This is a genomic window from Pseudomonas sp. 32A (assembly GCF_052682255.1).
Map to the genome: position 1 here is coordinate 2591376 of NZ_JBQYLY010000001.1, position 26479 is coordinate 2617854.

The following is a 26479-nucleotide window of genomic DNA, read 5'->3' on the forward strand; positions in this document are numbered from 1 at the left end:
GGCTTGAGCATGAGCTACGACTGGACTCGACGAATCCGCGTGCAGCACCTTCATCTGCTGGTGAGTCTGGTAGAGACCGGAAGCCTCAGTGAAGCCGCACGAGCGACATTTACCACACAACCAGCGCTATCGAAATGGCTCAAAGAGCTGGAAGACGACGTGGGCGCCCCACTGTTTGAAAGGCACGCGCGCGGCCTGACTCCGACCCTGCAGGGCAATTTGCTGTTCAGGCACGCGCAACGCATTTTGAGCGAGATGAATAGGGCTCAGGTCAATCTCGCTGCGGCGCAAAATGGCAAGGCGTCGCTAGTGGTAGTCGGGACTACAGCTGCGTCCGCACCCTACCTGGTGCCAAGGGCAGTCGCTCGAATCCTGGAACGGAAACCGGAAGGCCGCATCGAGTTACGCGAAGGGGCCATGAATCAGCTGCTCAACAAACTGGAAATGGGTCAAGTCGATCTAGTCGTAGGGCGTATGGACAACGTTGCACCACGTACCAACCTGCGTACTGAGCTACTTTATGACGAGGAAATGAAGATCATCTGTCGCCCAGGACATCCATTGGTAGTTGATGCTGAAATAACGTGGGAGCGGCTTTACCGCTTTGACTGGATCGTTTGGGCAGAAGGAACGCCCATCCGCAACAAGCTCGATCTCGCGTTGGTTCGAGCCGGAATGGGTCCCCCACCCTTCCGTGTGCAGTCTTCGTCAGTGATCGGGAATTTATGTCTCTTGCAATACAGCGATATGCTGTCCGTCGCCTCCGAGCGGGTGGCCTCGCACTTCATGGCGCAAGGACAAATCGTGACCTTAGACTTCTCTCTAGACACCGTAGGCTCGCTCGGCATGTGTTGGCGCGATGAGTTTGGGGGAGATGAGGTTCTAACGCTTCTCAAAAGTGAGTTGCGCGCTTTGTCTCTGGAAAATTACGACCATGAGTTTCAGAGATGATTTGCGGCTGTCTGAATCGCCCGGATTTTCTAGACACTCTCCAAGCTCAGGAAATAGCGTTTCTCATACTCTACTGGAGACAGCTGCATAGCACTGCTGTGCCGGCGTTTAGGGTTATAGAACATTTCGATGTAATCGAAAATATCACTTCGGGCGTCTTCACGCGTTGTGTAGATCTTTCGTCGAATTCGCTCCCGCTTCAAAAGCTGGAAAAAGCTTTCGGCTACGGCATTGTCGTGGCAGTTTCCTCGCCGACTCATGCTGCTGATTACATTGTTGGCCTTCAAGAAGCTTTGCCAGTCTGAGCTACTGAACTGACTGCCTTGGTCTGAGTGGATCATCACTTGCTGCTGTGGCTTGCGTCGCCATACAGCCATCAACATCGCGTCGATAGCCAGGTCGCTGCACATCCTTGGCTTCATTGACCTACCAATTACTTGGCGTGAGAACAGATCCAGCACTACCGCCAGGTAGAGCCATCCTTCATAGGTGCGGATGTAAGTGATATCTGTCACCCAGACCTTGTTCGGCTCACTGACCTTGAACTGCCGCGCGAGGTGGTTGGGCGAGGCCACTGTTGGTTTTCCACCGTAAAACCCTGGACGCCGCCGATAGCCCGTTTGCGAACGCAGCCCCTCCGCCTGCATCAAGCGCCCAACTCGATTTCGCCCGCATGCTTCTCCCAGCTCACGCAGGTCATCGTGAATTTTGCGATAGCCGTATACACTTCCGCTCTCCAGCCAAGCATGTTTGATCAAGCCAAGCAGGCGTTGATCTTCTTTTGCTCGGGCAGATTGAGGCTCGCTCAGCCAGGCGTAGTAGCCACTGGGGTGCACCTTGAGAGTTTGGCAAAGGCGCCGTACCGGGTAATCAGTTGAGTGCTTCTTGATGAAGGCGTACTTCAGCCGCACTCCTTGGCAAAGTACGCGGCGGCCTTTTTTAAGATGTCTCGCTCTTCAGTCACACGCTTAAGTTCGGAGCGAAGCTGATGCAGCTCGGCTTGCTGGTCATCGTCTTGCTGACGCTGCTCTCGGGGTTTGCTGTAGAGCTTGATCCAGGCGTAGAGGCTGTGAACGGACATGCCCAGGCGCTGGGCAACATCGGCGACAGGTTTGCCTTTCTCGGTCACTTGCTTGACCGCTTCGATCTTGAATTCTTCGGGGTAACGCTAATGACTCATGGCACCTCCTATTTGGGCCTCATTATGAGGCTTGGAGATGTCTATGAAACCAGGGGCGATTCACCAGTCGCCCATAAATGTCGGCGATATACGATAACTCACAGCCAGCCATGCCAATGGTAACCACGCTCAATACCCATAAATGCCACAAATTTGCCACACTCGCCCCGCTAACTGGGGCGAAAACCCGCTAACCCCAGCTAACACAACCCATTGATTTCCCAGCTAATCCTCGCTAACGTATTGATTCTAAACGTCGACTTTTAGGACTCCGAAGGCAGGGGTCGTGGGTTCGAATCCCGCCGGGTGCACCATATAGCAGTCTCGGGCTGTCTCAGACAGTCTACGAAACACCCCAAGAAGCCCGCCCTGTGCGGGCTTTCTTGTTTCTGGCTATCCATCCCTGTCCTCCCCTATAACTTCCCGCCGTGTATGCCCACGTGTATGCTTTGAGATTCCTATAACTGGAGGCATACAGGAAGTGAAACGCTCTGAAATCAAACGCCGCCCCTTAGCAGATACCACGCTTGCAGGCCTGGAGCCTGAGCACGCTACATATCGGGAGCAGGATGGGAATGGCCTGCACTTCCGGGTGAAACCTAACGGTCAAAAATCGTGGGAGCTGCGCTACAAAAAGCCAGACGGGAAATGGTCTTGGCTGGGGCTCGGAGGCTACCCGGAAATCAGTGGCTCTTTGGCGAGACAGAAAGCAGCTCAACTGCGGGAAGACGCATCGACCGGCAAAAATCCATTGGTGAGCAAGCAAGCTCGCAAGGTTGCAGACCAGGTTGCTGCCAACAACACCTTTGAAGCATTAGGCCGGGAGTGGTTTGATGCCAGACGCACAAGCTGGGAGTCAGGTACGTCTCGACGAGTGCTTGGCGCACTGGAGCTTCACGTGTTCCCCGTGTTCGGCAAACGCGTATACACGGAAATACTGCCCCTGGAATGGATGGAGTTTCTACGCGGCATGGAGCAGAAGGGGATCATTGAACAAATGGGCCGAGTTCGTGCCTTTTGTAAAGAGATCTATGACCTGGCCCGCGTAACAGGACGAGCCGTCCACAACCCCCTTGAAGGTCTCAGCAAATTCCTGCAATCACGTAGCGCTGAAAACTATGCACACGTTTCAATTGAAGAACTGCCTGCGCTACTTCGAGCGATCAACTCCTACCCTCACGCAAAGGACGTTCGTATAGGGCTTCGCTTGCTATCTTTATTAGCATCGCGCCCGAGCGAGATCCGAGAAGCACGCTGGTCAGAAATCGATCTCTCCAAAAAGCTATGGACGATCCCGGCCGAGCGAATGAAACGTCGTCGCGAACATGTGGTGCCTCTCTCTCGACAGGCAATTGAAGCACTCACTGAGTTACGAACACTGACAGGTGCCTACCCTCTCCTATTTCCAGGCAGGAAAGACAGGACAATCCCCCGTAGCAATACAGTCTTTCTAATGGCGCTCCGCAGACTGGGATATGCCGGTCGGCAAACAGGCCACGGCTTTCGTCACATCGCCAGCACCATACTCAATGAGCAGGGTTTCGATGAGAATCACATTGAAGCCCAGCTGTCTCATGTAAAGGAGGGTATTGCCGGAGTCTATAACAAAGCGGTGTACCTACCTCAGCGCAGAGTGATGATGCAGTGGTACGCCGATCACCTTGATGCCCTAGTGAGTGGAAATGTCGTTCAGGGGCAATTTGGAAAGGCAGTATGAGAGCACTAACCCTGCCCCCCTCTGAATCCGGTGTAACGCGTGTTACTCGTGTAACGCCACGCGCCAAGTGCCCGGTTTCATTGGCTTTCACGCCCGTTACACATTTCAACAGCTTAACGTACATGCGATGTAACGCTGCCCTTGCGTGTAACGCCAAAGTCACTACACGCCTGAGGGCAAGCGGTCTAAACATGCGCCTACAAAATGGCTTTCGCTGGGTATTCGCTTCGAATGCAGGGCGCGGGAATCACCTTTACAGGGTGAATGAGACAGTTGGCAATGAATGATCACCAACCCATTTTGCGTTTGGCGTTAAGCCGAGGCTTGTTTAGTTATCTCTCTGCGCAACCGCTCTATGACCTCTGCCGTGAGCAGGCCGCTGACGCCTGCCGTTTGATCGACCAATGCTTTCTGCGCATTCATGGTGACGATATCAACAAAGATTTAGCCAGCATGTGCATTCAGACGACGATCCATGAGGAGACGATTTTTCAATATGCCTCCACCGATACCAAGGCACGCCTCGCGCATTGGGTCCGCATGTACAGCAATTGCTACTCAGCGTCAGAGCGCGATGCTCATTCTGCATACATCATGGCTTGTGCCGTAAAAGCGCTGGAGACGTTAGCCAACTGGATGCAGACAGTCGATCAAGAGGCTTGGTCTCACGTCTCTGAACGTCCTACCGACTGGCCCAGGGATCTCTACTGTCAGTTCGTCGAGATGCAGGTCGATCCGGATGAACGCATTCAGACACTTGATGATTACGCCCTCTATCTGAAACCAATCATATCCCTACCCTGCCTGACCGACGATGAACTAAGACACATCGCCGACCGAGCGATCAAAAATGCCATCCGCAAAAAAGGCGGCCTCGTCAGCGGTATGGAGCGTAACGAAGAAATTAGCGTTCGAGACGCCGCGATAGTTAAACAGGGGCTTCACTACCGCGCAGCGGGGATGCCCAAACGCAACGTTGCAACGAAGGTGCAAGCCTGGCTACAAGGTGAGGTGGCAAAACCTCCAACACAGCGGCCTGAGTGGATTACGCTTGAGACCGAAAAAGCCCTAACACGCAAAAGAGTTGAGGCCATTCTCAAACGCTATTTCGTGCTGTAAGCCAGAAATTTCAATCGGATTTCAATTGGAAGTGAACTGCTCACCACAGATCTGCACCTAGATCATTGCTCTCAGTCCTAACCAGTCGAGAGCAAGACCTATGAAAGCCCCTATCACCGAAATTCCCCACCTTAACCCAACCACTCCAAGCTCAATCTTTGACGCATCGTCGACATTGATCCGTATGCCCGAGGTCGAGCGGATCGTGGGCATGAAGCGTTCCACCATCTACAAACTCATGCAGCGCACAGATAGAGACTTTCCCCTGCCCGTCAAGCTGAGCAACAGCAATGCTCGCGGTGCACCCGTAGCTTGGGTTTTATCTGAAATCCAAACATGGGCACGAAGTCGTATAGAGGCTCGCGACCAGGTGGCAGCATGAAAAATCGAGTCGCCAACAAGGCCATTTTGCAGCCCTTTTCTGTACTCAGAACAGTCGGATTCACGCCGCGGTGGATGCAACGCTTCGAACGCTACCGCACTGAGCAAAAACGCCTAAATCGGGACGTGATGGTGATGCGATGGGCAGACGGCATCTGGTGCGCATTGTCAGTTCCCTGCCAAGCACCCCGAGCAATCATCGTAGACGAAGGCCAACAACTAGACGCCTACGAAGATGCACGCGCTTGCCTCGATAGCGACTTCTTGCCCTTTGTTTCCCTGAGCTGGGAAATCCAAGCCTGAAATGAAAACGCCCCCGGCGGCAACCGGAGGCGTTGAGGTAAATCTACATGCCTGATCAATTTATGCCGCATCAAAAAATTCCGCAAGCTATCTGCACAGTTGCACTTTCAAAAAACGGACGTTACTCTTCGGTTGTCGCTGCAAATTCAGCGACCGGGTTTGGCGACCCGAGTTACTTGGCGCACAGGCGCCCCATCCGACAGCAGGCGCTTTTTTTGTGCCTGCCGTTTCGTGTTATGGCAGCTGTGCGTGGGAGACCTTCGGGTCTGCCGGGTTCCAAGTTCCCGGTTCGCCAACCTGCGCACAGCTGCCACCCTAATTCGTTTGGCGACGATCAGTGGCAGCTCCATCTTCAAACTTGGAGTGTCACCTATGCCCGCCCTCAATCCGTCCAAAATTCGCGCCGCTGCTCATCGAGCAATGGCTCTCGCCGCTTTACACGCCAACTCCAGCCTCGCTACACGCCTTTCCCGTTACAACGCCCATATGTCCAAGGCTCGCGCCCTGGAATCCGCAAGGGGTGCCCAATGAGCATACTCCCAGGCTTCTCACTGCCCGAGGATCTGCTCTGCGTCAGCCAGGACGCCGAAGCCGGTCTACCTATCGACGCCATCACCTGTGCGCTCGACCGTGCCGATTCAGTCCTCATGCTGTTGGAAGATCACTTAGACGGCGATAAACCCCTGCTTTCCAACCGCGTGCTGTCATCCGTCATTTGGGACGTGCGCGGGACCTTGGGTTTGATCAAAACACTCACCATGTACGGTGATGCCTCGTCTGTGCCAATGGGCCAGAAAGGCGGTGCACTGTGAACACTGCCACCACTCTTGGGCGTGCCGAGTTCTCGTGTGCCAACGACACCCACCAGAAGTTGTTTCGGGTGAATGCAGGCGTGCCCCTTGAGGATGCGCTTGAAGCAATTTCACTGTTTCAGCACTACGCCAATCAACTGACCCTCGATGCTGCCATGAGTAACGAGGGCGAGCGTTTCAGTTGGCCGGCGTTCTACCTGGGCGAGATGGCAAAAGCACTGATCGATGACGTCAACGATGCGCTGTATGCAACGAGGACAGCCCCATGACTCAGCGCACCGGCAACACCTCAAAACGTCCCAGCTTTGCCGATGTGAAAAGCGCTGCCCTGAAGAACATCGACCGCGTGCTTGCTCACTGGCTGCCAAACGGCAAACGCGTCGACGGCGGCAAGGAATACACTGCACCAAACCCGACGCGCACGGACAAACGTGCAGGCTCACTTAAGGTCAATTTGAGCAAAGGCACATGGGCGGATTTTGCTACCGGCGATAAGGGCGGCGACCTGATCGACCTGGTGCGTTACATCGACGGCGGCACGGACGTTGAGGCCTGTAAAAAACTTGCGGATCTGCTCAGCGTTTCCGCAGGATCTGCAACCACCAAAAGCACGCCAGTCAAGAGCGCAACGCCGGAGTGGATTGCGATTCAGCCGATCCCGGCCGAGGCCATGAGCAAGTGCCCTGCCAAACACCGGCAACACGGAGTTCCGTCCAAGGTGTGGATCTATCGCGATGCGCAGGGCCAGGCGATCATGGCGCTGTATCGCTTCGACCTGGGCCCCGATGAAGATGGCAAACCGCGAAAGGTCTTTGCGCCGTTGACCTGGTGCAAGCGCTCCGATGGGCAAACCACACAATGGCGCTGGCAGGGGTTGCCCGAGCCTCGGCCACTGCTGCGCCTGGATGAGCTGGCACAGCGCGTCGATGCGCCTGTGGTGTTGTGTGAAGGCGAAAAGGCTGCTGATGCCGCCGCCGAACTGATGCCCGACCACGTAGCCACCTGCTGGCCGAACGGCTCCAACTCTTGGCACAAGGCCGACCTGACGCCCCTCAAAGGACGCGCTGTGGTGCTGTGGCCGGATAACGACGCCAGCGGCAAGACCTGCATGGACGCCATCGAGCTCAAGCTGATTGAGCTGGTCACCGCTTCGGTACAACGAATTGCGCTCGACGTGTTCAAGCTCAAGCCCAGCAGCAAAGGCGGCAAGCCTACGCTGATCAAGGGTGGAAAATGGGCAGACGGCGATGATGCAGCGGATGCGTTAGCCAAAGGCTGGACCGCTGGGCACGTAGCCGAGCTGGTGCGCAGCGGTGAGTTTTTCGGCGGTGCCGCTGAGCCAACTGACCCCAAAGAACAGGCGGCCAAGGCGCCCGTCAAACGCCCCGCGAAATCGAAAAATGATCTGTTGCCGGGCGGCTTTCGCCTGACGCCCGAAGGAGTGTTTTATTCCGGCGATGATGGTGAGGCACGCCCCGTGTGTTCGCCTCTAGAAATCATCGCTCGCACTCGCGACGACAAGGGCCACAACTGGGGCTTGTTGGTTGAGTTCGACGACCCGGACGGCGCTAAAAAACGTTGGAACATTCCAGCCCGAACCATGACCGGCGACTTCGGCAAAGACGTACTCGGCCCGCTGGTAGACATGGGCCTGCGCCTTGCCGGAAGCCGATCAGGGCGCAACGCACGCAATGACCTGCAGAGTTACCTTGGCGGCTTCGACAGCGCCCAGCGCGCACGCTTGGTGACGCGCTTGGGCTGGCACGACAATGCGTTTCTATTGCCAGAGCAACAGATCGGCTCGCACGCCGAACACCTGCATTTTTATGAAGCCGGGGCGCAGCTTCCACCCATCAACGAGGCGGGTTCTCTGGAGCAGTGGCAGCAGCACATCGGCGCGCTATGCATCGGTAACCACCGCTTAGCGTTTGTCGTCTCTGTGGCGTTTGCAGGGCCTCTGCTGAACCTGCTGGGGCATGAGTCGGGCGGCTTCCACCTTTATGGCGACAGTTCCGGGGGCAAGACCACCCACCTGCAAGTTGCTGCCTCGGTCTATGGCGGGCCGCGTCTGGTGCGTTCGTGGCGCTCGACAGACAACGCTTTGGAGTCCATCGCCGCCGCACACTCAGACGGCCTACTGGTCCTGGATGAAATCGGCATGTGCGACCCGCGCATTATCGGCGAGACGGTCTACATGCTCGGCAATGGCGCCGGTAAGGCACGGGCGAACGATCGAGGACAAGCGGGCCGACAGGTGCAGGAGTGGCGCTTGCTGTTTCTCTCTACGGGAGAGAAGACGTTGGCGCAGCACATGGCGGATGCCAACAAGGAGCTGAAAGCCGGTATGGAGGTGCGCATGCTCGCCGTGCCTGCGGATGCCAGCAAAGGCCTCGGCATGTTCGATGTGCTGAATGGTTTTGAGGATGCTGCTGCCCTCTCCGATGCGCTCAAGGCCCGCGTAGCCAAATACTACGGCACGCCGCTCACCGCCTTCCTGCACGCACTGTGCGCACCCGGAGAAATGCTCAGGTGGTCAGTGATCGTTCGCCGCACGGTGGAACAGTTCATCACCCAAAACCTGCCAGCCTCGGCAAGCGGGCAGGCCCAACGCGCCGCCCTTCGCTTTGGCCTCGCAGCAGCGGCCGGGGAGTTAGCCACCGCCTTCGGCGTTACTGGCTGGCCCGATGGCACAGCCACAACCGCAGCACGGGTGTGTCTGCATGCGTGGCTGGCCGAACGCGGCGGAGCCGGAAACTTCGAGGGCGATGCGATCTTGGCGCGGCTGCGCCAAGTCATCGAACGCTTTGGAGAAAGCCGCTTCACCCGCTGGGAATCCGCCGCCGCCAAGATCGATGAACACGGCCCACGCACGATTGATCGGTTGGGCTTTCGCAAGACGATGGAACACGGCATGGGCGACGCCCTGCACACCACCAACACCTACTACGTGCTGCCGGAAGCCTGGAGGGCCGAAATCTTCAAGGGCATGAATATCAGTGCAGTGAACAAGGAGCTGCTGCAACGAGGAGTGCTGGAACCGTCCAGTGACGGCAAGGCGTCGAGTCTGGTTCGGTTACCCGGTCTGGGTCAGCAACGCTGCTACATCGTGAAGACGATTCCGGGCACGGATGAGAGCGAGGTCTGGGCTGCCTAACGGCATGCCTGCTGATAAAGGTAGCGCCGGCTCATTCTCGGCCTCGCCAGCCGTTCGACAACCATCTCTATGAACCGTATTACCCAGAGACAATACAAATGAACACTATTCAAGAATTGAAAGACCGCCGCGACACACTGACCCTCGAAATGGAGAGCATTCAGGCCGACCTGGCGCCCTTCGAAGAGGCGCTGGAAAGCCCAGAGGTTATCCAGCAAGGGCGCTAACGGGCAGTGCAGGATGAAATCAACGATCACAAAAGACGCATCGACTCGCGAAGCCTTGAGATCCGCAACCTGAATCAAAAAATTGATCGCCTTGAGACATTGGCGAACCGTGAGACCTTAGCTGCGGGCTATCTCAGCGATATGGCGAACTGGAAAGCCGACGAGATGGAACTCAACGAAAAGCGAAGCAGCATCGAGACGCGGTTGCAGCAGGTCCGCCAGAGCGATCAGGAAGACATGGCAAAGGCCCGACAAGCTGAAACGGACGCTGCACCGCTTATGCGCAGGCTGTCGCGTGGGGCGATGTGGAGGGCGAGAAAGCCGCTAACGCAGAAGCTCAAAAGGCAGCAAAAAACCTCACGGCGGCGGTTGAGCATCACCGCCGCCAACAACTGCTCATCAAGGCGCTGGAGCAGGAGTTGGTGACGATTGATCTGCACATTACGGAGGCACAAAAGGAACATGCCAAGATTGAAAAAGAAGCAGCACATCTGGCAAACACGGTATTAGAAGAAAAGTGGAATGAGGCTGCGAAAGCGCTGCTGGAAACAGGCGGTAAGTTGTGGGCCGCACGCAGCCTGATTAGTCGTGACCCGGTTGCACTGATGAAGCTGGATATCCCTGAACAGGGCGAGCACTTTGGAAGCTGGACCTGGCGCGAACTCCTGGAGCGCTCACACCGACACAGCCTGCTTGACCTATTGGCAGCGTAGCGCAAACCTTCCCCGAAGCAGCCTGAGAAAGGCAGGTTGTTTCGGGCCTACTATCGGTCTCACCATGAATACACCACCACAGAACAGCGCAAAGATGGCTGATTACCTAAGGGCCCGAAAGCTCCATTTGAACGGGATAATCGCCGTCGTGGACGACATGAAAAAGCTCAATGCAAGAGCAAACAAAGAAACGAAAGTCGAGAAGCGCACGATTGATGCAATCAAGGCCGAGCTTGATTTCATTGACCTCCAGCTCAAAAGAAAGAGCGGTTGATAAAGAAGCGGAAGCTTAAGCAGCTTCCGTTTCGCTAGATCCTCCCATTACAAGCAAGGTTTCAGATTGTTCGGCTTCTGATCTGTGGCGGCTGCAGGCTTTTGACCGGTTTCGGCCATAAGCGGTCACTGATGACTGACTGTTATGGAGCCAATTGCGCACGCCCCTTACTACATATCCCATAGAAAGTTGCTTCCTGTATTTATACTTCTTGAATGACGTATGCCATATGCAATCGTATTGTTTTTTCTCCGCACTCCAAATACAAGCTACCTGCTGCGGTCACTCTCTCAGACTCGGATCCAAAAGCATCAATAATTTTACTGCTAGTTCTAGCTCGATTATTAATCCATGCATTGTACATTTCTTTGTGCCTTTCAGAGTACGCCAAGCCTCCTTCAGCGCTTTGAATAAAGCAGGCGTTAACAATCGAAACCTCACCAGAGGCAAATTGCTCAAAAAGACTTTCTGAAACTTTAATGAATTGTGCAGAATTGGTTATGCGGTCGAGATGGACCTTGTCTAATCCCTGATTAAATTGAAGGCGATTGTGTGTGTGCTTCAAAGAAGCTGCAAAATCAGACGGTGAAAATCCGAGATCGGAATGCGCCCAATACGTCATTAGAAGCGCAATCTTTTCAATAATAACATGAAGCTCCCGATATGACGTATCAGCTAATTCTGGCGCAGCCCCATGCGCAATTTTATCCCTAATTCGTTTTATTAGCGAAAAGTCATCATCTGTAAAATTGATAACTCTGCGGATATTTTCATCCGTCAAGTTTTTTGCGTAATCATATTTCTCTCTGAATGTCAGCTCGCGCGATGTCACGAAAATTGACTCAATAAGAGACTCTACATCTTCAATCTGATATTTATCCAAAGGTTTTTTTAGAAGCTTGATCTGTTTTTTGAATCTTGTGACTTTTTCATTCTCGGATTTTGTTACTTTTTGATTTGCAATTTTTGCGTAGTTGCTAACATATTCGTCAAGCAAACTCACATACCCTAGAATTTTGAACTCCCAAAACCCTTCATAACGTTGCATTCCTGCAAGACGAACCCAGGAAGTTATTCGGTAGTCGGAGGCATAAAATCGCTCAAATATTGATTGCCATTTATCATCCAACGAATATCTTTGTGTTAAACAGCTTAGCCAATAAGCTCCGCTCGACGATCCTTCGCCGATTTTTTTAAAGGCTGAAAAGTAGGTCTGGATAGGATAACCTACGCCTGAACGAACCCATACATTTGCAATAGATACCGGGGTTGCAGTCAGTAGAGATAACAAAGTGGAGAGTTCTAAAGATTTCTCCCTGAGCTCATCAACTGAAAACACTCCACAAGCTCGCTCAAAAACAAAACGCGTATGCTCATGTATTACATGATCTTCGCCACGTTTTGTTAAGCTGCTAAATGTATCAGTTTTTAGAGAAAAATCTTGGTCAGCCATTTTAATAGTTATAGAAAGCTGGGGCGATGGATTGTTCCAGCTTACACTTTCACCCAGCTCACCAGTAATATATTGGCCATGTAAAAACCAATCAGACAATTCTGCATACTTAACATGAAACTCGCTTATATCCGCTTTAACATCGCCACAAACAATAAAGCGCGTATATAATAATCGGTCGTCAATTTCGCAATTGAATAAAGTAAAGTGCCGTCCCTCTTTTGTTCTCGCCTTAAGGATCGGAAGCTCTTTTTGTGATGCTATGAAATTAGAGTCAAAGTCTAGCTGCATACAGACAAAACTGCCGCCGCCAAATGTTAACTGCCCCTCACCTAATATGCCATCGCCGTCATGATAAACTTCTACACCACACTCAATTTCGTTGGAGAAATCGAAATTTTGCACCATTGATTACCTCTTTCCTAAAGAATGTGGATTTAGCATGTCTATATCCAAGGAAGACTGTTCATTTTACCGGTGATAGTAGAACGATAGCGACAACGCAAAGATTTGCTTCTGTCCAATTTTACCCAATACCACTGGCTGCAAAAGGATGAAAACGGCCACCCGCGAACGCCTGCTTTTGGCCGATTTTTGCCTATTGTCAACAGATAGAGGCAGTCGGAGGTGGGGATCAGCGGTCGAGTTGCAGAAGCATTTTTCAGGCAGTTACCCAACGGGATTGTTTGGATACTTTTGCCCTCGGAGGCATCACGCAGCGCTCCGCATGTGTCCCCTAGACGACTTCACTCCGGCGCTATCAGCGCCGCAAGTTTCATTTTAATGAACTAGTCGTTTCGGCATTTAGCACTCAAAAATATCTTTGCCAAGAAAGCTGTCACTGCCGGTTTCGTTGGTTTGGCTCATGCGAGACCTAGGCTCTGTAGGTAAACCCAAGAAACAGTAACCTGCTGGTCATAAATCAGACGGAAGGCACATTGGATATCTAAAGTTGTTACGCACAGGGCAGATAACTCCTATGTCGTTTATATCCGCAACAAAGTTCAAGGATCGAACCCATGACCCAGCGCCAATCTAGCCGCATCACCCCTCCCGTTTATCCGCCTTTTCGCTGGTTCGCTTTCATCCCGGTCGTACCCGCTGTGATTTGGATACTCGTGCAATCAACCTCTGCGGCCAACCTGGCGGTCTGCGCGGTACTAGTGCTGATCGGCCTCGGTGCCAGCGGCTGGAGCGCGGGTTCGCAGCGTGACGCAGTGCTGCTAGGCGTTGCGCGGGCGCAGTCGGATCTGGCCGACGCGGACGCGGCGCGCAACGGCATGGCCTCCCGGACACAGCTCGATGAAGTGTTGCTTGGCGCCATCCCTATCTGGGCCAAGCAGGTGGAAAGCTCGCGTCATCAGACCGAAGAAGCGATTGTGAGCCTGGCTAACCGGTTTACCGGGATCGCCGCGCGCTTGCAGGAAACGGTACAAGCCTCGCAGCAGGCAGCCGGTGAACTGGATGGCCACGCCGCCGACGGCGCGCTTGAGGTGCTGGCACGCAGTGACAGCGAGTTGAGCCAGGTAATCAACTCGCTCAAGGCCACTCAGACCAGCCGTGACCAGACCCTGGCCCAGGTCCGCAGCCTTACCGCCTACACCGGCGAACTGCGCACCATGGCCGCTGATGTGGCGGCGATTGCCGCACAAACCAACCTGCTGGCCCTCAACGCAGCCATCGAGGCGGCGCGTGCCGGTGAGGCCGGTCGCGGCTTTGCGGTGGTAGCCGACGCGGTGCGCAGCCTGTCGAGCAAATCCAGTGAAACCGGCCAGCAGATGTCGGCCAAGGTCGACATCATCAATAACGCCATTACGCAATTGGTCCAGGCCGCGTCCAGCAGTGCCGACCAGGACAGCCATTCGGTGGCCGAGTCCGAAAACAGTATTCAAGTGGTGCTCGCACGCTTCCAGAACATCACCGGGCGCCTGGCCGAATCCGCCGACCTGCTCAAGCAGGAAAGCTACGGGATCCGGGATGAGATGACCGAGGTGCTGGTCAACCTGCAATTCCAGGACCGGGTCAGCCAGATCCTCAGCCACGTGCGAGACAACATGCACGCCTTGCATGAGCACCTCCTGCAGGCCAGCCAGACCCCGGACCAGCGGATGGCCGTCGACGCCCGCCAATGGCTGGCGCGCATGGAGGCGACCTATGCCACCGACGAGCAGCGGCGCCTCCATCATGGAGAGGCGGCCGTGCAGCAGAATTCTCAAGACATCACCTTCTTTTAGGAGCACATCATGGCGAAGAATGTACTAGTGGTCGACGACTCCAGCAGCGTGCGGCAAGTGGTCGGCATAGCCTTGAGAAGCGCCGGTTACGACGTCATCGAGGCCAGCGACGGCAAAGATGCCCTGGGCAAGCTGACCGGGCAGAAAGTGCACCTGATCATCAGCGACGTGAACATGCCCAACATGGACGGCATCACCTTCGTCAAGGAGGTCAAGAAGCTGGCCAACTACAAGTTCACCCCGATCATCATGCTGACAACCGAGTCCCAGGAGTCGAAGAAGGCCGAGGGCCAGGCCGCTGGCGCCAAGGCTTGGGTGGTCAAGCCGTTCCAGCCTGCGCAGATGTTGGCGGCAGTGTCTAAACTGATCCTGCCTTGATCCCGGCGCCAGGGAGGCTCCCATGCCGATTACTACTGAAACAGCCGACGATATTGCCTGCGTGCGCATCGACGGCGAGCTGACCATCTACACCGTAGCGGAACTGGCGGCCACGCTGCTGCCCCGGATCGGCGCGACTCCCCGCCTGGAGCTGGATCTGTCGCAGGTCACGGAGATGGATGGCGCCGGTTTGCAGTTGCTCGCAGTAGTCCAGCGTGAGGCGGGCGTTGCCGGTACGGCCTTGAGTGTGACCGGCCAAAGCCAGGCGGTCATGCACGCACTGCAACTTTGCCGTAGCGCAGGCTTGTAGTCGCCACTTCCCATGTTTTTTTGATCGACAAGGACAGTCCAGGTGAGCATCAATCTCGATCAGGCACAGCAGACATTCATCGTTGAGGCACGCGAGCTGTTGCAGGCCATGGAGCAATCCCTGCTGCAATTGGAAAGCGAGCCCGGCGACCAGGATGCCATCGGCGCGATTTTCCGCGCCGCACACACCATCAAGGGTTCGGCGGGCCTTTTCGGTCTGGCGTCGATCGTGGGGTTCACGCATATCGTCGAAGACGTGCTTGACCGCCTGCGCGAAGGCAAGGTGGCGGTGGACGCCACGTTGATCGCGCTGCTGCTCAAATGCGGCGACCACATGCTCGAACTGGTCGAAGTGGTCGCCAACCGCGGTGAGGCGCCGACGCCCGCAGCGCTGGAGCGCGGTGAGGCATTGCGCGAGGCACTGAGTGCCTATCAGCCGATGCGAACCGCCGCTGCCGGCGTCGAAACCGCAGAGGTGGCCGACGACGCGGCGGTCGACGTGCTCTGGCACCTCTCCCTGCGCTTTGGCGTCGACGTGTTCCGTAACGGCATGGACCCGCTGTCGTTTTTGCGCTACCTCGAGACCCTGGGTCAGGTGCTGCAGGTCACCACCCTGACCGACAGCATCCCGCCCATGGACCGCTGGGACCCGGAAAGCTGCTACCTGGGATTCGAGATCGACCTGCGTTCGACGGCCAGTCACGCCACCCTCAACGAAGTGTTCGACTTTGTGCGTGACGACTGCGAGGTGCACATCAGGGCGGTCGACGAAGCGCCCGGCAGCACGGCGGTCGTCGCCGGCGACCAGGTCACCCAGGCAGAGCAAGGCCTTGTGGCGGCGACACCGCAGCGTTCTGCGCCAGCCAGCGAGGCGAAACCCCGCGACGGCAATTACTTGCGGGTCAACGCCGACAAGCTCGACGAACTGATCAACCTGGTCGGCGAATTGGTGATCGCCAGTGCCGGCTCAAGCCTGCTGGCCCGCTCCTGTAACAACGACCCTTTGCAAGAGGCGACCTCGACAGTATCGGCGCTGGTGGAAGAAATCCTCGATGGCGCCCTGCACCTGCGCATGATCCCCATTGGTGACACGTTCAACCGTTTTCGCCGTGTGGTGCGCGATATCAGCCAGGAATTGGGCAAGGACATCGAACTGAGCATCAGCGGTGCGGACACCGAGCTGGACAAAACCGTGGTCGAGAAAATCGGCGACCCGCTGATGCACCTGCTGCGCAACGCCATGGACCACGGTATCGAAAGCGCCGATGCGCGACAGGCGGCCGGCAAGCCGACCAAGGGTCATTTGAGCCTCAATGCCTACCATGACTCCGGAAGCATCGTCATTGAAATCGCCGACGACGGCGCCGGGCTCAACCGCGAACGCATCCTGCAAAAGGCCCAGGAACGCGGGCTGGTGGCCAGCGGCGCGGTGCTCACCGACCAGGAAATCTACAACCTGATCTTCGAAGCGGGTTTCTCCACCGCCGAGGCGGTGACCAACCTGTCCGGGCGGGGCGTTGGCATGGACGTGGTCAAGCGCAATATCACCTTGTTACGCGGCACCGTCGACCTGGACAGCCGCCCCGGCGAGGGCACGGTGGTGCGCATCCGCTTGCCGCTGACCCTGGCGATCATCAATGGGTTCCTGGTCGGCATCGACCAATCCACCTATGTGATTCCCTTGGACATGGTCCAGGAATGTATCGAACTGGATGAACGCCAGCGCCAGTCCAGCCGCGACGACGGCTATCTGGACCTGCGTGGCGAGGTCTTGCCGCTGGTGGACCTGCGTGAACACTTCAGCCACGAGGGGCCGGCCGCACGGCGCCAGAACGTGGTGGTGGTGCGCTACGCCGAGCACAAGGCCGGGCTGGTGGTGGATGACCTGCTCGGTGAGTTCCAGACCGTGATCAAACCGTTGGGCAAGCTGTTCGGCGCGCTGCGCGGCATCAGCGGCTCGACCATATTGGGCAGCGGCGCGGTGGCGCTGATCCTGGATGTACCGGCACTGCTCAACCAACTCGTACAACTGGAAGCCCGCACGCCCCAGGCGCCTCAATCGCCGCCGGTCGTCGCTCGCTGACGCATAAGCAATTCCATGGAGGTTCCCCGATGAAATGGTTCTACGATCTTAAAATATCCACCAAGCTGATCAGCTCGTTCCTGGTGGTCCTGGCGCTCACTGCGGCCATGGGCGGCTTCGCCATTCTCCAGCTCGGCGCCGTCAACCAGGCGGCCCAGGACATCAGGGGCAATTGGATGCCTTCCATGCGCGCAGCAGCCGGTATGCGTTTTTTTGCTGCCAACTATCGCTTGAAAGAAAACCGCCACCTTGCGACGGACATCGCCGAGGAAAAGGCCCAGGCCGAACGTGAGGCCGCCGACGCGCGCCAACAGTTCGACACCCGCATGGGCACCTACGAGCAGTTGTTGTCGAACGACGAAGATCGCCAACTGCTGGCCAGCGTGAAAAGTGCGTGGGACGCGTACCTGGCGAGCAGCAAGCAAGTGCTCGAGTTTTCCCGGCAGAACCAGGAAGTCCAGGCACGTGGTTTGCTCAGGGGAGAGTCCAAGGGGCATTTCGACGAGGTAACCAGCCGCCTGCAGAAAATGATCGAGATCAATGATGCCGGTGCGACGGTTGCGGGTGACAAGGGCTCGGCGCTGTATGAAAACGCACGCCTGTCGATCAGCGCGGTACTGGTCGCGGCCTTGTTGATCGGCCTGGGCCTGGCGGTATTCATCGCCCGGATTATTTCCCGCCCGTTGAGGCAGGCCGCAACCGCCGCCGAACATTTGGCCGAAGGCAACCTCAACGCCCACATCGAGCCGGGTGCCAAGGATGAAACCGGCATGGTGCTCAACGCCATGCGCAACATGGTCGGCAAGCTGGCGCATATCATCGGCGAAGTGCGTAACGCCGCCGACAACCTTGCCAGCGCCTCCGAACAGGTCAGCGCCACGGCGCAATCGATGAGCCAGGCCACCAGTGAACAGGCCGCCAGTGTCGAGGAAACCAGCGCCTCGGTGGAGCAGATGAGCGCCAGCATCAACCAGAACACCGAGAATGCCAAGGTCACCGATGGCATGGCCAGCAAGGCCGCCAAGGAAGCCACCGAAGGCGGCGAATCGGTACAGCAGACCGTGGTGGCGATGAAGAAAATCGCCCAACGCATCAGCATCATCGATGACATCGCCTACCAGACCAATCTGCTCGCCCTCAATGCCGCCATTGAGGCCGCGCGGGCCGGCGAGCACGGCAAGGGCTTCGCCGTGGTGGCCGCCGAAGTGCGCAAGCTGGCCGAGCGCAGCCAGGTCGCGGCCCAGGAGATCGGCGAGCTGTCGTCCAGCAGCGTGGACATGGCTGAGAAGGCCGGCAAGCTGCTTGACGAAATGGTGCCGTCCATCAACAAAACGTCCGACCTTGTGCAAGAAATCAGCGCCGCCTCCGAAGAACAGGCCGCCGGTGTCGGGCAGATCAACACCGCGATGACCCAGCTCAACCAGGTGACCCAGCAAAATGCGTCGAGCAGCGAGGAACTGGCGGCCACGGCCGAAGAAATGAGCAGCCAGGCAGAGCAATTGCAGCAAGCCATGAGCTTCTTCGTGCTCGATTCAACCCCAAAGTCCGCGGTTCAAAGCAGCAGCGTCGACAGCCCCGGCAGCAAGCCCAGCCGTCAGCCGCCGCGCCCGAAACCACAGGCACCGCGCAAGGCCTTCGCCTACAACATGGCCGGCGCACCTGACGAATCGGACTTCACCCGCTTCTGATCCCACGATCGATACGGGCCTACAAGGAGAGTGACATGGGCGCAGTGATGACGACTCGGCATACCGCGGTTGCGGTGGATGAGGACGCGCAATACCTGACCTTCATGCTCGGCGGTGAAATGTTCGCCATCGGCATTCTGGGCATCAAGGAAATTATCGAATACGGCAGCCTGACCGTGGTGCCGATGATGCCGGCGTTCGTGCGCGGGGTGATCAACCTGCGCGGCGCGGTGGTGCCGGTGGTGGACTTGTCGGCGCGCTTCGGGCGGGCCAACTCGGCCATCACCCGGCGCTCCTGCGTGATCATCATCGAGGCGAATACCGACGACGGCCGGCCCCAGGATATTGGGTTGCTGGTCGACACCGTGTCCGCCGTGCAGGAGATCCCGGCCGCGCAGATCGAACCGCCGCCCAGTTTCGGCGCGCGGATTCGCGCCGATTTCATCGGCGGCATGGCCAAGGTCGACGGCAAGTTCGTGATTGTGCTGGAGGTGGACAAGGTGCTGTCCATCGATGAGATGTCCAGCCTCGCCGAGGACGGCCAGGCGGCGGCCCTCGACCTCGATCCGCGTTGAGTCCCGACCATGCCAGATACCGCCTCCATCGACGATCGTGAATTCGGCCAGTTCCAGAGCTGGCTGTACCGCGCGGCCGGCATCAACCTGTCGCCGGCCAAGAAAGCCCTGGTGGCCGGGCGCCTGTTCAAGCGCCTCAAGCACTACGAGCTGCACAGCTATGGCGAGTACTTCAAGCTGATCATGAGTGACCAACGCAAGGGTGAGCTGCAGGTTGCCCTGGATTTGCTGACCACCAACGAAACCTATTTTTTTCGCGAGCCCAAGCACTTCGACTTCCTGCGCCAGCAGGTGCTGCCCGGGGCCGCGCCTGGCAAGGTATTTCGCGTGTGGAGCGCGGCCAGTTCCTCGGGCGAAGAACCCTACAGCCTGGCGATGACCCTGGCCGAGAGCCTGGGCACCACGCCTTGGGAAGTGATCGGCTCGGACATCAGCACCCAGGTGCTGGCCAAGGCACGCAACGGCCATTACGCCATGGAGCGCGCCGCGACGCTGCCCCAGCCGCTGCTGACCAAGTATTGCCTCAAGGGCATTGGCCGCCAGGAGGGCACCTTCCTGATCGACAAGTCCTTGCGCAACCGCGTCAATTTTGTGCAGGTCAACCTGAACGAAGCGCTGCCGGCCCTGGGCGAGTTCGAGGTGATCTTCCTGCGCAACGTGATGATCTATTTCGACCAGCAGACCAAGAGCCAGGTGGTCGCGCGTCTGTTGCCGCTGCTCAAGCCCGGCGGTTATTTCATCATCAGCCATTCGGAAAGCCTCAACGGTGTCAACGACACCTTGAAGCTGGTGGCGCCGTCGATTTACCGCAAGCCATGAAAAAACCAGTCGGTGTGAGCGAAGTGGTGTTGGCGCCTGGCCAGGTCAGCTTTGCGACGCGGCCGACGCGCCTACGCACCTTGCTCGGTTCCTGCGTGGCGATCACCTTCTGGCACCCGCAACGGCTGATCGGCGGCATGTGTCACTTCATGCTGCCGGGGCGCCTGCGCGACCATCAGCCCCTGGATGGCAGGTATGCCGACGAAGCCATGGAACTGTTGCTGCTCCACGCCAAGGTCAATGGCACGTATGCACAGGATTACCAGGTCAAGTTGTTCGGCGGCGGCAAGATGTTTCCCGAGCAGCAGCGCCGCCTGCCAACGCAGGACGTGGCCAGCCTGAATATTCGCGCAGCGCTGGCGCTGGCCAAGCACTATCACCTGCACCTGACAGCCCAGGACATGGGCAGTACCGGTTACCGCACGATCATGTTCGACCTGTGGAACGGCAACGTCTGGGTACGGCACCAACCAATGGGAATAATTCAACAAGATGCCTACCAAAAAAATCAGTGTACTGCTGGTCGATGACTCGGCGGTGGTGCGCCAGGTACTGCTGGCGATCCTCAGCGATACGCCGGATATCCACGTTATGGGCGCCGCCTCCGACCCGATTTTCGCCATGGACAAACTCGCCCGGGAATGGCCGGATGTGATCGTGCTGGACGTGGAAATGCCACGCATGGACGGCATCACCTTTCTCAAGAAAATCATGAGCGAGCGGCCGACACCGGTGGTGATCTGTTCCTCGCTGACCCAGAAAGGCGCGGAAACTTCCCTGCAGGCGCTGTCGGCGGGTGCTGTGGAAATCATCACCAAGCCCAGTACCGGGTTGAAGAGTTTCCTGATCGAGTCGGCGGCCGAGCTGGTGGCAGCGATCCGCGCCGCAGCGAATTCCAACGTCAGGAACTTGAGCAAGCGCAGCGCCAGCCCGGCACTGGCCCCGGCCAGCAAGCTCAGTGCGGATGCGATCCTGCCTGCCGCCAATGGCCATGCCATGGCACAGACCACCGAACGTATCATCGCCATCGGCACGTCTACCGGCGGTACCCAAGCGTTGGAGGCGGTACTGACGGCATTGCCGAGGGTGTGCCCAGGCATGGTGATCGTGCAGCACATGCCAGAAAAATTCACCGCTTCGTTTGCCGAACGCCTCAATGGTTTATGCGAGGTCGAGGTGCGCGAAGCGCGCAACAACGACCGCATCCTGCCTGGCCTGGCCCTGATCGCCCCTGGGGGCAAGCACATGATGGTCACTCGCAGCGGCGCCTATTATCACGCCCAGGTCATTGATGGGCCGTTGGTCAACCGGCACCGGCCATCAGTGGATGTGCTGTTTCGCTCGGTGGCCAAGTTCGCCGGCAAGAACGCCACCGGCATCATCATGACCGGCATGGGCGACGACGGCGCGCGCGGACTCAAAGAAATGCTTGAGGCCGGGGCCGCGACAGTCGCCCAGGACGAAGCCAGCTGCGTGGTGTTCGGCATGCCCAAGGAAGCCATCAAACTCAACGCCGCCCAGCGCATCATGGCACTGGAGGATATTCATCAAGCGATTTTGTATAAGTGAACTTGAGGCGCTCATGACACCTCCTAAGTGGCCTAGGTATAGACTGGAGACATATACGTATATGGTGCGGATGGGCAGCCAACGCCGACACGTCCCCCCGTGCCTCGGACACAGAGCGATATCAGTTTCAACCGTCCGGGCAACACACATTCCTGATGCCATCGCTTAAGGCGATGGCGTCCACCTAAATACGCGGACACCATCGCCATTAATTCTGGAGTTCGAAAGGTGTGTTTCCGGAACGCTTACGTTTGGGATCGAAGCTGATCTGTTCGAACGGCAACTTATGGCCGGTTTCTGCCTGTTGCCACCTTCCGACTCGGATCGAGTGCTGCCCGTTGTCCCGCCTGCTGCGAGAAGATCACTGCTTATCATGGATGCGAAGCAAGGTTTTCAGATCGAATACAGGCGGGGGTCAACGGAGTGCTATCCCATGAGGTATTCCATTTGGTATTCCAATAAAAATACACAACTAATATTAACTATAATAATCAATAAGATAAATTACCGTTTCAGATTACCCCGACCCACCAAATAAGCTATACAAATCAGGCGCTTAGCGTTTACCGCGAGTGCCTTTTTTGTGGCTGGATGGTTGGTTTTGGCTCGGTTATGCCAGCTTAATGACAGCGTCACGTGAAGCGACTGGGGCAAAATATGAGTTCGGAGATTGACCGGGTAAAGGATCGCGCTAGAAGCCGGGCCTTGGTGGATGAGCTCTACCAAGACGCAAGCCGTGTATACGTAGTGCATTACTCATGCGAATCATTTTATGAAGGATCCACCGGCGCTTCGAAACGAGTGACGTCCATCGCCGTGAGAAACCTAAAGTCTGCACAGACAAAATCTTGGTCGCTTCATAAATCAGCAGAGCTGAAGGGTTCACTTGCGACGATGTCGGATGAGCTGGATAGCCATGAAAAATCAATGCTTGATGGCTATTTTACTTTTCTAGAGCAGCATAGAGACTGCCGGTTCATTCACTGGAATATGCGAGACGAGCATTTTGGCTTTTTCGCCCTTGAACATCGACACCGCGTCATGGGCGGGCAGCCTTTTGAGCTTCAGGATGACAAAAAAGTAGATCTGGCTAGGGTACTAGTTAGCCTGTATGGCAAGTCCTATGCTCCACACGAGGACAGCAAGGGCCGCAGAGGCCGAATAATGAGCCTGACAGAGCTGAACAATGTATCGGACGTCGACGCGCTGACAGGCGAACAGGAAGCTGACGCATTCGTCAGCGGTGATTATCTTAAGATGCACAGATCAACGCTCAGAAAGCTGGACATGTTTGCAAATTTCTTCGAGCGTACACATGAAAAACGCCTTAAAACAAACGCTACCTGGGCAGACAAGCTTGGTGTCCGTCCGATTGCAATGCTGGAAATCGCAAAAGGTCACCCGCTATTTTCCGCGTTTACCGTCATTGCAATCGCGTTGGGGGCAGTCGCGAAATACACTGAATTTTTCAAACAATTCTTAAACGTTGTTTCTTGAATGCCTGGCGCTGCTAATGCAGCAGTATGGACTTGAGAGGGGCGTAGGCAGCGTACAACCTGGCTTGCAGGGATTCACTGTCTAAATTGGTCAACGATACAGCGCCGGTTTAGGCCAGTGAAACAGGGATAGATCAAGACATTATTAGACATTTTTTTAGTGTTGCGCACCGTGTTTCGATAATGATAAAGCGTGGCGGTGGCCTACGCCCCCGGGGCCTTGCACACCCAATACACCCACCTATAGCAGCTATGATTCGTCATCGCATCGCTGGCAATCTCCGCACAACGTTTGCCATAAATCAAGGTTGTGGAGGCAAAAAAAGAAGCCCTGTAGCCGCGCACTCCAGAGCTTGCTTTATCCAAAAATCGCATAAATAACCATCGACACTGCGATTACCCAGCACCCGGTTAATATTGTCGCCATCCATATCATCTGATAATCCATAGCCTTCCCTGTGCTTGCTGGTCTGCCCTATCAGACTAGCGCAGAATTTCCCCGACTACGCTGGCAGTCGCGTAGAGCAGTCACTGCGCAGCCCTCGTTATTGGTGATGCCTATATCTTGCTGACTGCACAGTTACATTGAGTTCATCTCGTATTTCCGCTCATACTCACCAACTAGCAATCTGATGGTACAACCCCATGCACCTCACCAAACCCAACCAAGAACTTCACCAAACCTTAGAAGCTGCCGCAGATGAAATTGAGGCTGCTGTTCAGGATTTATTTAGAAAGGCGAAGGCATACGATGAGCCTGAGTTCCTCACGGCCATGGAGAGAATTAGTAGGATTCATGACCATGTGGATGTCCTGCGGACCTACGCCAAGCAGGTGATGGATGGCCTAATCGTCAAGGTTGGCCTAAGTGACATCGGGATTATCAGCACCACCGAGCCTCAAAAAGAGTCACGCTGAGACCTGTCTATATTGGACTAAAAGCTGAAAGCTGGATTTCGCTAGGAGGCTGGCGATGGTCACTCTGCCGAGTATCAAACCGAGCTGTACACCAAACAGCTGGAGCAGATGGTCCATACTCTTTTCGACCAGCGCGTTGACTTCAAAGAGAGCGGTTACGACGAGTTGGCCAGATCGGGTTCGACCAATCAGCGCAATTGAAGCGCGTGGTAAAGGACCATAGGAAAACGACGGAGAAATAGCCATGTCCCTCACCAAGCCCAAGCAGCAGCTGCGACGAGACCTGAAGGAGGCGGCGGTCACCCTCAAATGGGCAGACGTCGGTAACCATTGATCTGACTACGTGTATGCCAGAGAATGCGCTGCTTCAATACAAACGTAGGGAAAGGAATGAATAGCCAAAATGGTTACTTCTGTATCGGCCCTGACGATCTAGAGGATCGGGCTCTTTCTGAGTTGGCTAACCTCCAGTCATTGCCGTTGCGCTGTGAAGGGATCGATTTGAGTGGCCAGGATTTATCCAGAGTAAGCCTCGCAGGCGCCCATTTGGAACGGTGTATTTTAACAGGCACGGATTTTACCGCTGCGAACCTAACCAATACCCGATGGGTTAGCTGTCGCGCTGGACGATCTATTTTCCGTTCTGCTGCTCTCACTGATGCAGCTTTTGAACGGTGCGATCTCAATAACACGAACTGGCAACGGGGCAAGGTAGCCCATGTGCGATTTGAAGGATGCAAGCTCACCGGAGCGAATTTCGGTGATGTGTCCGCGCTTGGCTTGAGTTTTTCTGACTGCCTGCTGAATAGCGCCATGCTTTCTGGCATTTCTTTTTTTAAGACAGAGTTGCATAAGATCGATTTTAGCGATGCTGATCTGACGTACTGCGATTTTCGTAAAGCAGTATTTGTTGATGGCGGAAGTCTGTCTATGGCTCGTGTGAACAATGCACGATTTGATGACGCAGATCTGCGTGAGGCTAGCCTGCAAGGACTGCGCTTGGTCGACGCCAAACTGTTCAAAGGTGCGATCATCTCTCGTAGTCAGGCAGGCATGCTGCTGGCTGGGCTGGGGCTGACAGTCCTTTAAAAGTCTCTGACGAGCAATCCTGATGAGATATCGGGGCGCATCATGGATGTCATGGCAGTGTGCCGGTGACTACTGTGCGTCCATTCGTAAGCGTTCCGAGAACACACCTTGCCAATTCCAGCATTCAGGCGGTCAGCGGCTAGGTAAGGCATGCACCCATGGCGTATTCCATGATTGCGCGCTGAATCTGAAGCAGTGCTGCCTTCTGCTCGTATCCAGCGAAACCGCTGTAGTCGACAGGATCAAATCCAACCTCTTCACCGATAAAAAAGGGCGGTGTTGGTAACAAGATCGGGTTGCCTAGCGTTGCCAGATGTTCTTTTGTGAGCGACCACTCAGTGTCTGTGAAGTTGGCTGGCCACGAATCGGTAATCAAGATATCCACTTGCCGATTGGCAACGTCGGAAAAGGCAATATGAGGATTTAAATGATGAAGGTCTTGGCTACAGAAATGCATGATCGTTATTCCTAGCACTTCCGCCAGCTCGTGCCATGAGCGCAGCACATTTGTGGTTGGGCCCCACAGCCCTATCTTTGCCTTACGGATCTCACCAAATTTAGAGTGGACGTAGAAGGCATCGGAAAGAACCTCGCAGGGATGCCCCTGAGCCGACATGGCATTTATTACGGGCCTTCCACTCGCCGAAGCAAATTCCTTCAGCTTTTCATGGCTCGACTCCCTGATGACATAAATAGAGTAAAAATGATCAAGGTAGCCCGCTAGATCTTCTACACGCTCCTTCGACTTGAGAAGATTCGGAAGCTCAATGAATTGCAAACCAAGCTGTCCAAAAGCTTGTATGAACGTGGTACGGGTGCGAATACCATTCCCTTCGAATGACCAACCCACGGTGCCCTTGACGGATTTGGGAGGCTGCTTTGCCTGCTCCCATATCTCCAAGACATGCCGCGCAGTCAAATCTTTGAGGCTGATTATATTCAATTAATGCTCCTTCCCTAGATAGCGGCGGTTGCTGGTCTGGCCGCCAACTCATAGTTTTCGCTTTCTAACATCGAGCGTCCGCTGAGCGCGCTTT

General features: G+C 55.9%; 26 protein-coding genes and 1 pseudogene. 23 read left to right on the forward strand and 4 right to left on the reverse strand.

The window, feature by feature from the left end; genetic code table 11:
- Positions 1 to 9 precede the first annotated feature (9 nt).
- Positions 10 to 951 (forward strand): LysR substrate-binding domain-containing protein, encoded by a 942-nt coding sequence (locus ACUN0G_RS11860; RefSeq protein WP_445573499.1) that lies wholly within the window; start codon positions 10 to 12, stop codon positions 949 to 951.
- A 29-nt stretch (positions 952 to 980) separates the two neighbouring features.
- Here ACUN0G_RS11860 and ACUN0G_RS11865 read toward each other — a convergent pair.
- Positions 981 to 2098 (reverse strand): IS3 family transposase gene (locus ACUN0G_RS11865; RefSeq protein WP_445575550.1). Its coding sequence is split into 2 segments (ribosomal slippage): positions 981 to 1885 and positions 1885 to 2098, totalling 1119 coding nucleotides; the frame shifts between segments, so codons are not numbered across the junction.
- A 514-nt stretch (positions 2099 to 2612) separates the two neighbouring features.
- Here ACUN0G_RS11865 and ACUN0G_RS11870 point away from each other — a divergent pair.
- The 10 genes and pseudogenes from ACUN0G_RS11870 (at position 2613) to ACUN0G_RS11915 (ending at position 10831) form a co-directional block, all read left to right on the forward strand.
- Positions 2613 to 3848, forward strand: coding sequence for a tyrosine-type recombinase/integrase (locus ACUN0G_RS11870; RefSeq protein WP_445573500.1), 1236 nt, complete (start codon positions 2613 to 2615; stop codon positions 3846 to 3848).
- Between the two features lie 279 nt (positions 3849 to 4127).
- A complete protein-coding gene (locus ACUN0G_RS11875) occupies positions 4128 to 4967 on the forward strand; it encodes a hypothetical protein (RefSeq protein WP_445573501.1) in 840 nt (279 codons plus the stop codon).
- A gap of 100 nt (positions 4968 to 5067) precedes the next feature.
- On the forward strand, positions 5068 to 5349 hold the full coding sequence (locus ACUN0G_RS11880; protein ID WP_445573502.1) for a helix-turn-helix transcriptional regulator: 282 nt from the start codon (positions 5068 to 5070) through the stop codon (positions 5347 to 5349).
- Entirely contained in the window at positions 5346 to 5651 is a 306-nt protein-coding gene (locus ACUN0G_RS11885) for a hypothetical protein (RefSeq protein WP_445573503.1), read from the forward strand. The genes ACUN0G_RS11880 and ACUN0G_RS11885 overlap by 4 nt, the downstream gene beginning before the upstream one ends.
- Positions 5652 to 6178: 527 nt before the next feature.
- The gene (locus tag ACUN0G_RS11890; protein ID WP_313064771.1) at positions 6179 to 6463 is read left to right on the forward strand and encodes a hypothetical protein; all 285 of its coding nucleotides are present in this window, start codon (positions 6179 to 6181) and stop codon (positions 6461 to 6463) included.
- Positions 6460 to 6732, forward strand: a complete 273-nt coding sequence (locus ACUN0G_RS11895) for a DUF3077 domain-containing protein (protein ID WP_042945258.1) — start codon at positions 6460 to 6462, stop codon at positions 6730 to 6732. Before ACUN0G_RS11890 ends, ACUN0G_RS11895 begins: the two co-directional genes overlap by 4 nt.
- On the forward strand, positions 6729 to 9617 hold the full coding sequence (locus tag ACUN0G_RS11900; protein WP_445573504.1) for a DUF927 domain-containing protein: 2889 nt from the start codon (positions 6729 to 6731) through the stop codon (positions 9615 to 9617). The genes ACUN0G_RS11895 and ACUN0G_RS11900 overlap by 4 nt, the downstream gene beginning before the upstream one ends.
- Positions 9618 to 9715: 98 nt before the next feature.
- The gene (locus ACUN0G_RS11905) at positions 9716 to 9844 is read left to right on the forward strand and encodes a hypothetical protein (RefSeq protein WP_445573505.1); all 129 of its coding nucleotides are present in this window, start codon (positions 9716 to 9718) and stop codon (positions 9842 to 9844) included.
- Between the two features lie 6 nt (positions 9845 to 9850).
- Positions 9851 to 10557 (forward strand): annotated as a pseudogene (locus ACUN0G_RS11910) (chromosome segregation protein SMC).
- Between the two features lie 64 nt (positions 10558 to 10621).
- The gene (locus ACUN0G_RS11915; protein WP_445573506.1) at positions 10622 to 10831 is read left to right on the forward strand and encodes a hypothetical protein; all 210 of its coding nucleotides are present in this window, start codon (positions 10622 to 10624) and stop codon (positions 10829 to 10831) included.
- 202 nt (positions 10832 to 11033) lie between these two features.
- Here the strand turns inward: ACUN0G_RS11915 and ACUN0G_RS11920 are convergent, their stop codons facing one another.
- Positions 11034 to 12692, reverse strand: coding sequence for an ApeA N-terminal domain 1-containing protein (locus ACUN0G_RS11920; RefSeq protein ID WP_445573507.1), 1659 nt, complete (start codon positions 12690 to 12692; stop codon positions 11034 to 11036).
- An 872-nt stretch (positions 12693 to 13564) separates the two neighbouring features.
- On the opposite strand from ACUN0G_RS11920, the gene ACUN0G_RS11925 reads away from it, so the two are divergent.
- The 11 genes from ACUN0G_RS11925 (at position 13565) to ACUN0G_RS11975 (ending at position 24353) form a co-directional block, all read left to right on the forward strand.
- On the forward strand, positions 13565 to 14518 hold the full coding sequence (locus tag ACUN0G_RS11925; protein WP_445575551.1) for a methyl-accepting chemotaxis protein: 954 nt from the start codon (positions 13565 to 13567) through the stop codon (positions 14516 to 14518).
- A 9-nt stretch (positions 14519 to 14527) separates the two neighbouring features.
- Positions 14528 to 14896, forward strand: a complete 369-nt coding sequence (locus tag ACUN0G_RS11930) for a response regulator (RefSeq protein WP_053130151.1) — start codon at positions 14528 to 14530, stop codon at positions 14894 to 14896.
- Between the two features lie 22 nt (positions 14897 to 14918).
- Positions 14919 to 15206, forward strand: a complete 288-nt coding sequence (locus ACUN0G_RS11935) for an STAS domain-containing protein (RefSeq protein ID WP_445573508.1) — start codon at positions 14919 to 14921, stop codon at positions 15204 to 15206.
- Positions 15207 to 15248: 42 nt separating this feature from the next.
- A complete protein-coding gene (locus ACUN0G_RS11940; RefSeq protein ID WP_445573509.1) occupies positions 15249 to 17288 on the forward strand; it encodes a chemotaxis protein CheA in 2040 nt (679 codons plus the stop codon).
- A gap of 29 nt (positions 17289 to 17317) precedes the next feature.
- Positions 17318 to 18976 carry a methyl-accepting chemotaxis protein gene (locus ACUN0G_RS11945; RefSeq protein WP_445573510.1) on the forward strand — a complete coding sequence of 553 codons (1659 nt, stop codon included), beginning with the start codon at positions 17318 to 17320 and terminating at the stop codon, positions 18974 to 18976.
- A 35-nt stretch (positions 18977 to 19011) separates the two neighbouring features.
- Positions 19012 to 19551: a chemotaxis protein CheW gene (locus ACUN0G_RS11950; RefSeq protein ID WP_065895560.1), complete on the forward strand. Its 540-nt coding sequence runs from the start codon at positions 19012 to 19014 to the stop codon at positions 19549 to 19551.
- A gap of 9 nt (positions 19552 to 19560) precedes the next feature.
- The gene (locus tag ACUN0G_RS11955; protein WP_445573511.1) at positions 19561 to 20370 is read left to right on the forward strand and encodes a CheR family methyltransferase; all 810 of its coding nucleotides are present in this window, start codon (positions 19561 to 19563) and stop codon (positions 20368 to 20370) included.
- On the forward strand, positions 20367 to 20900 hold the full coding sequence (cheD, locus tag ACUN0G_RS11960) for a chemoreceptor glutamine deamidase CheD (protein ID WP_445573512.1): 534 nt from the start codon (positions 20367 to 20369) through the stop codon (positions 20898 to 20900). The genes ACUN0G_RS11955 and cheD overlap by 4 nt, the downstream gene beginning before the upstream one ends.
- On the forward strand, positions 20863 to 21939 hold the full coding sequence (locus ACUN0G_RS11965) for a protein-glutamate methylesterase/protein-glutamine glutaminase (RefSeq protein ID WP_445573513.1): 1077 nt from the start codon (positions 20863 to 20865) through the stop codon (positions 21937 to 21939). The genes cheD and ACUN0G_RS11965 overlap by 38 nt, the downstream gene beginning before the upstream one ends.
- A gap of 657 nt (positions 21940 to 22596) precedes the next feature.
- On the forward strand, positions 22597 to 23436 hold the full coding sequence (locus ACUN0G_RS11970) for a hypothetical protein (RefSeq protein WP_445573514.1): 840 nt from the start codon (positions 22597 to 22599) through the stop codon (positions 23434 to 23436).
- 644 nt (positions 23437 to 24080) lie between these two features.
- Complete coding sequence (locus ACUN0G_RS11975) at positions 24081 to 24353, forward strand: hypothetical protein (protein WP_445573515.1); 273 nt, start codon at positions 24081 to 24083, stop codon at positions 24351 to 24353.
- Here the strand turns inward: ACUN0G_RS11975 and ACUN0G_RS11980 are convergent.
- Positions 24345 to 24599 carry a hypothetical protein gene (locus tag ACUN0G_RS11980; RefSeq protein ID WP_445573516.1) on the reverse strand — a complete coding sequence of 85 codons (255 nt, stop codon included), beginning with the start codon at positions 24597 to 24599 and terminating at the stop codon, positions 24345 to 24347. The genes ACUN0G_RS11975 and ACUN0G_RS11980 overlap by 9 nt on opposite strands.
- Before the next feature lie 144 nt (positions 24600 to 24743).
- Here ACUN0G_RS11980 and ACUN0G_RS11985 point away from each other — a divergent pair, with 144 nt between their 5' ends.
- Entirely contained in the window at positions 24744 to 25442 is a 699-nt protein-coding gene (locus ACUN0G_RS11985) for a pentapeptide repeat-containing protein (RefSeq protein ID WP_445573517.1), read from the forward strand.
- 139 nt (positions 25443 to 25581) lie between these two features.
- On the opposite strand, the gene ACUN0G_RS11990 is transcribed toward ACUN0G_RS11985, so the two are convergent.
- Positions 25582 to 26385 carry a hypothetical protein gene (locus ACUN0G_RS11990; RefSeq protein WP_445573518.1) on the reverse strand — a complete coding sequence of 268 codons (804 nt, stop codon included), beginning with the start codon at positions 26383 to 26385 and terminating at the stop codon, positions 25582 to 25584.
- Between the last annotated feature and the right edge of the window lie 94 nt (positions 26386 to 26479).

Coding starts and splice junctions, on each gene's coding strand:
- ACUN0G_RS11860 (WP_445573499.1), top strand. CDS start 10: ATGAGCTACGACTGGACTCGACGAATCCGCGTGCAGCACCTTCATCTG.
- ACUN0G_RS11875 (WP_445573501.1), top strand. CDS start 4,128: ATGAATGATCACCAACCCATTTTGCGTTTGGCGTTAAGCCGAGGCTTG.
- ACUN0G_RS11880 (WP_445573502.1), top strand. CDS start 5,068: ATGAAAGCCCCTATCACCGAAATTCCCCACCTTAACCCAACCACTCCA.
- ACUN0G_RS11885 (WP_445573503.1), top strand. CDS start 5,346: ATGAAAAATCGAGTCGCCAACAAGGCCATTTTGCAGCCCTTTTCTGTA.
- ACUN0G_RS11890 (WP_313064771.1), top strand. CDS start 6,179: ATGAGCATACTCCCAGGCTTCTCACTGCCCGAGGATCTGCTCTGCGTC.
- ACUN0G_RS11900 (WP_445573504.1), top strand. CDS start 6,729: ATGACTCAGCGCACCGGCAACACCTCAAAACGTCCCAGCTTTGCCGAT.
- ACUN0G_RS11905 (WP_445573505.1), top strand. CDS start 9,716: ATGAACACTATTCAAGAATTGAAAGACCGCCGCGACACACTGACCCTC.
- ACUN0G_RS11915 (WP_445573506.1), top strand. CDS start 10,622: ATGAATACACCACCACAGAACAGCGCAAAGATGGCTGATTACCTAAGG.
- ACUN0G_RS11920 (WP_445573507.1), bottom strand. CDS start 12,692: ATGGTGCAAAATTTCGATTTCTCCAACGAAATTGAGTGTGGTGTAGAA.
- ACUN0G_RS11925 (WP_445575551.1), top strand. CDS start 13,565: ATGGCCTCCCGGACACAGCTCGATGAAGTGTTGCTTGGCGCCATCCCT.
- ACUN0G_RS11930 (WP_053130151.1), top strand. CDS start 14,528: ATGGCGAAGAATGTACTAGTGGTCGACGACTCCAGCAGCGTGCGGCAA.
- ACUN0G_RS11935 (WP_445573508.1), top strand. CDS start 14,919: ATGCCGATTACTACTGAAACAGCCGACGATATTGCCTGCGTGCGCATC.
- ACUN0G_RS11945 (WP_445573510.1), top strand. CDS start 17,318: ATGAAATGGTTCTACGATCTTAAAATATCCACCAAGCTGATCAGCTCG.
- ACUN0G_RS11950 (WP_065895560.1), top strand. CDS start 19,012: ATGGGCGCAGTGATGACGACTCGGCATACCGCGGTTGCGGTGGATGAG.
- ACUN0G_RS11955 (WP_445573511.1), top strand. CDS start 19,561: ATGCCAGATACCGCCTCCATCGACGATCGTGAATTCGGCCAGTTCCAG.
- cheD (WP_445573512.1), top strand. CDS start 20,367: ATGAAAAAACCAGTCGGTGTGAGCGAAGTGGTGTTGGCGCCTGGCCAG.
- ACUN0G_RS11965 (WP_445573513.1), top strand. CDS start 20,863: ATGCCTACCAAAAAAATCAGTGTACTGCTGGTCGATGACTCGGCGGTG.
- ACUN0G_RS11970 (WP_445573514.1), top strand. CDS start 22,597: ATGAGTTCGGAGATTGACCGGGTAAAGGATCGCGCTAGAAGCCGGGCC.
- ACUN0G_RS11975 (WP_445573515.1), top strand. CDS start 24,081: ATGCACCTCACCAAACCCAACCAAGAACTTCACCAAACCTTAGAAGCT.
- ACUN0G_RS11980 (WP_445573516.1), bottom strand. CDS start 24,599: ATGGCTATTTCTCCGTCGTTTTCCTATGGTCCTTTACCACGCGCTTCA.
- ACUN0G_RS11985 (WP_445573517.1), top strand. CDS start 24,744: ATGAATAGCCAAAATGGTTACTTCTGTATCGGCCCTGACGATCTAGAG.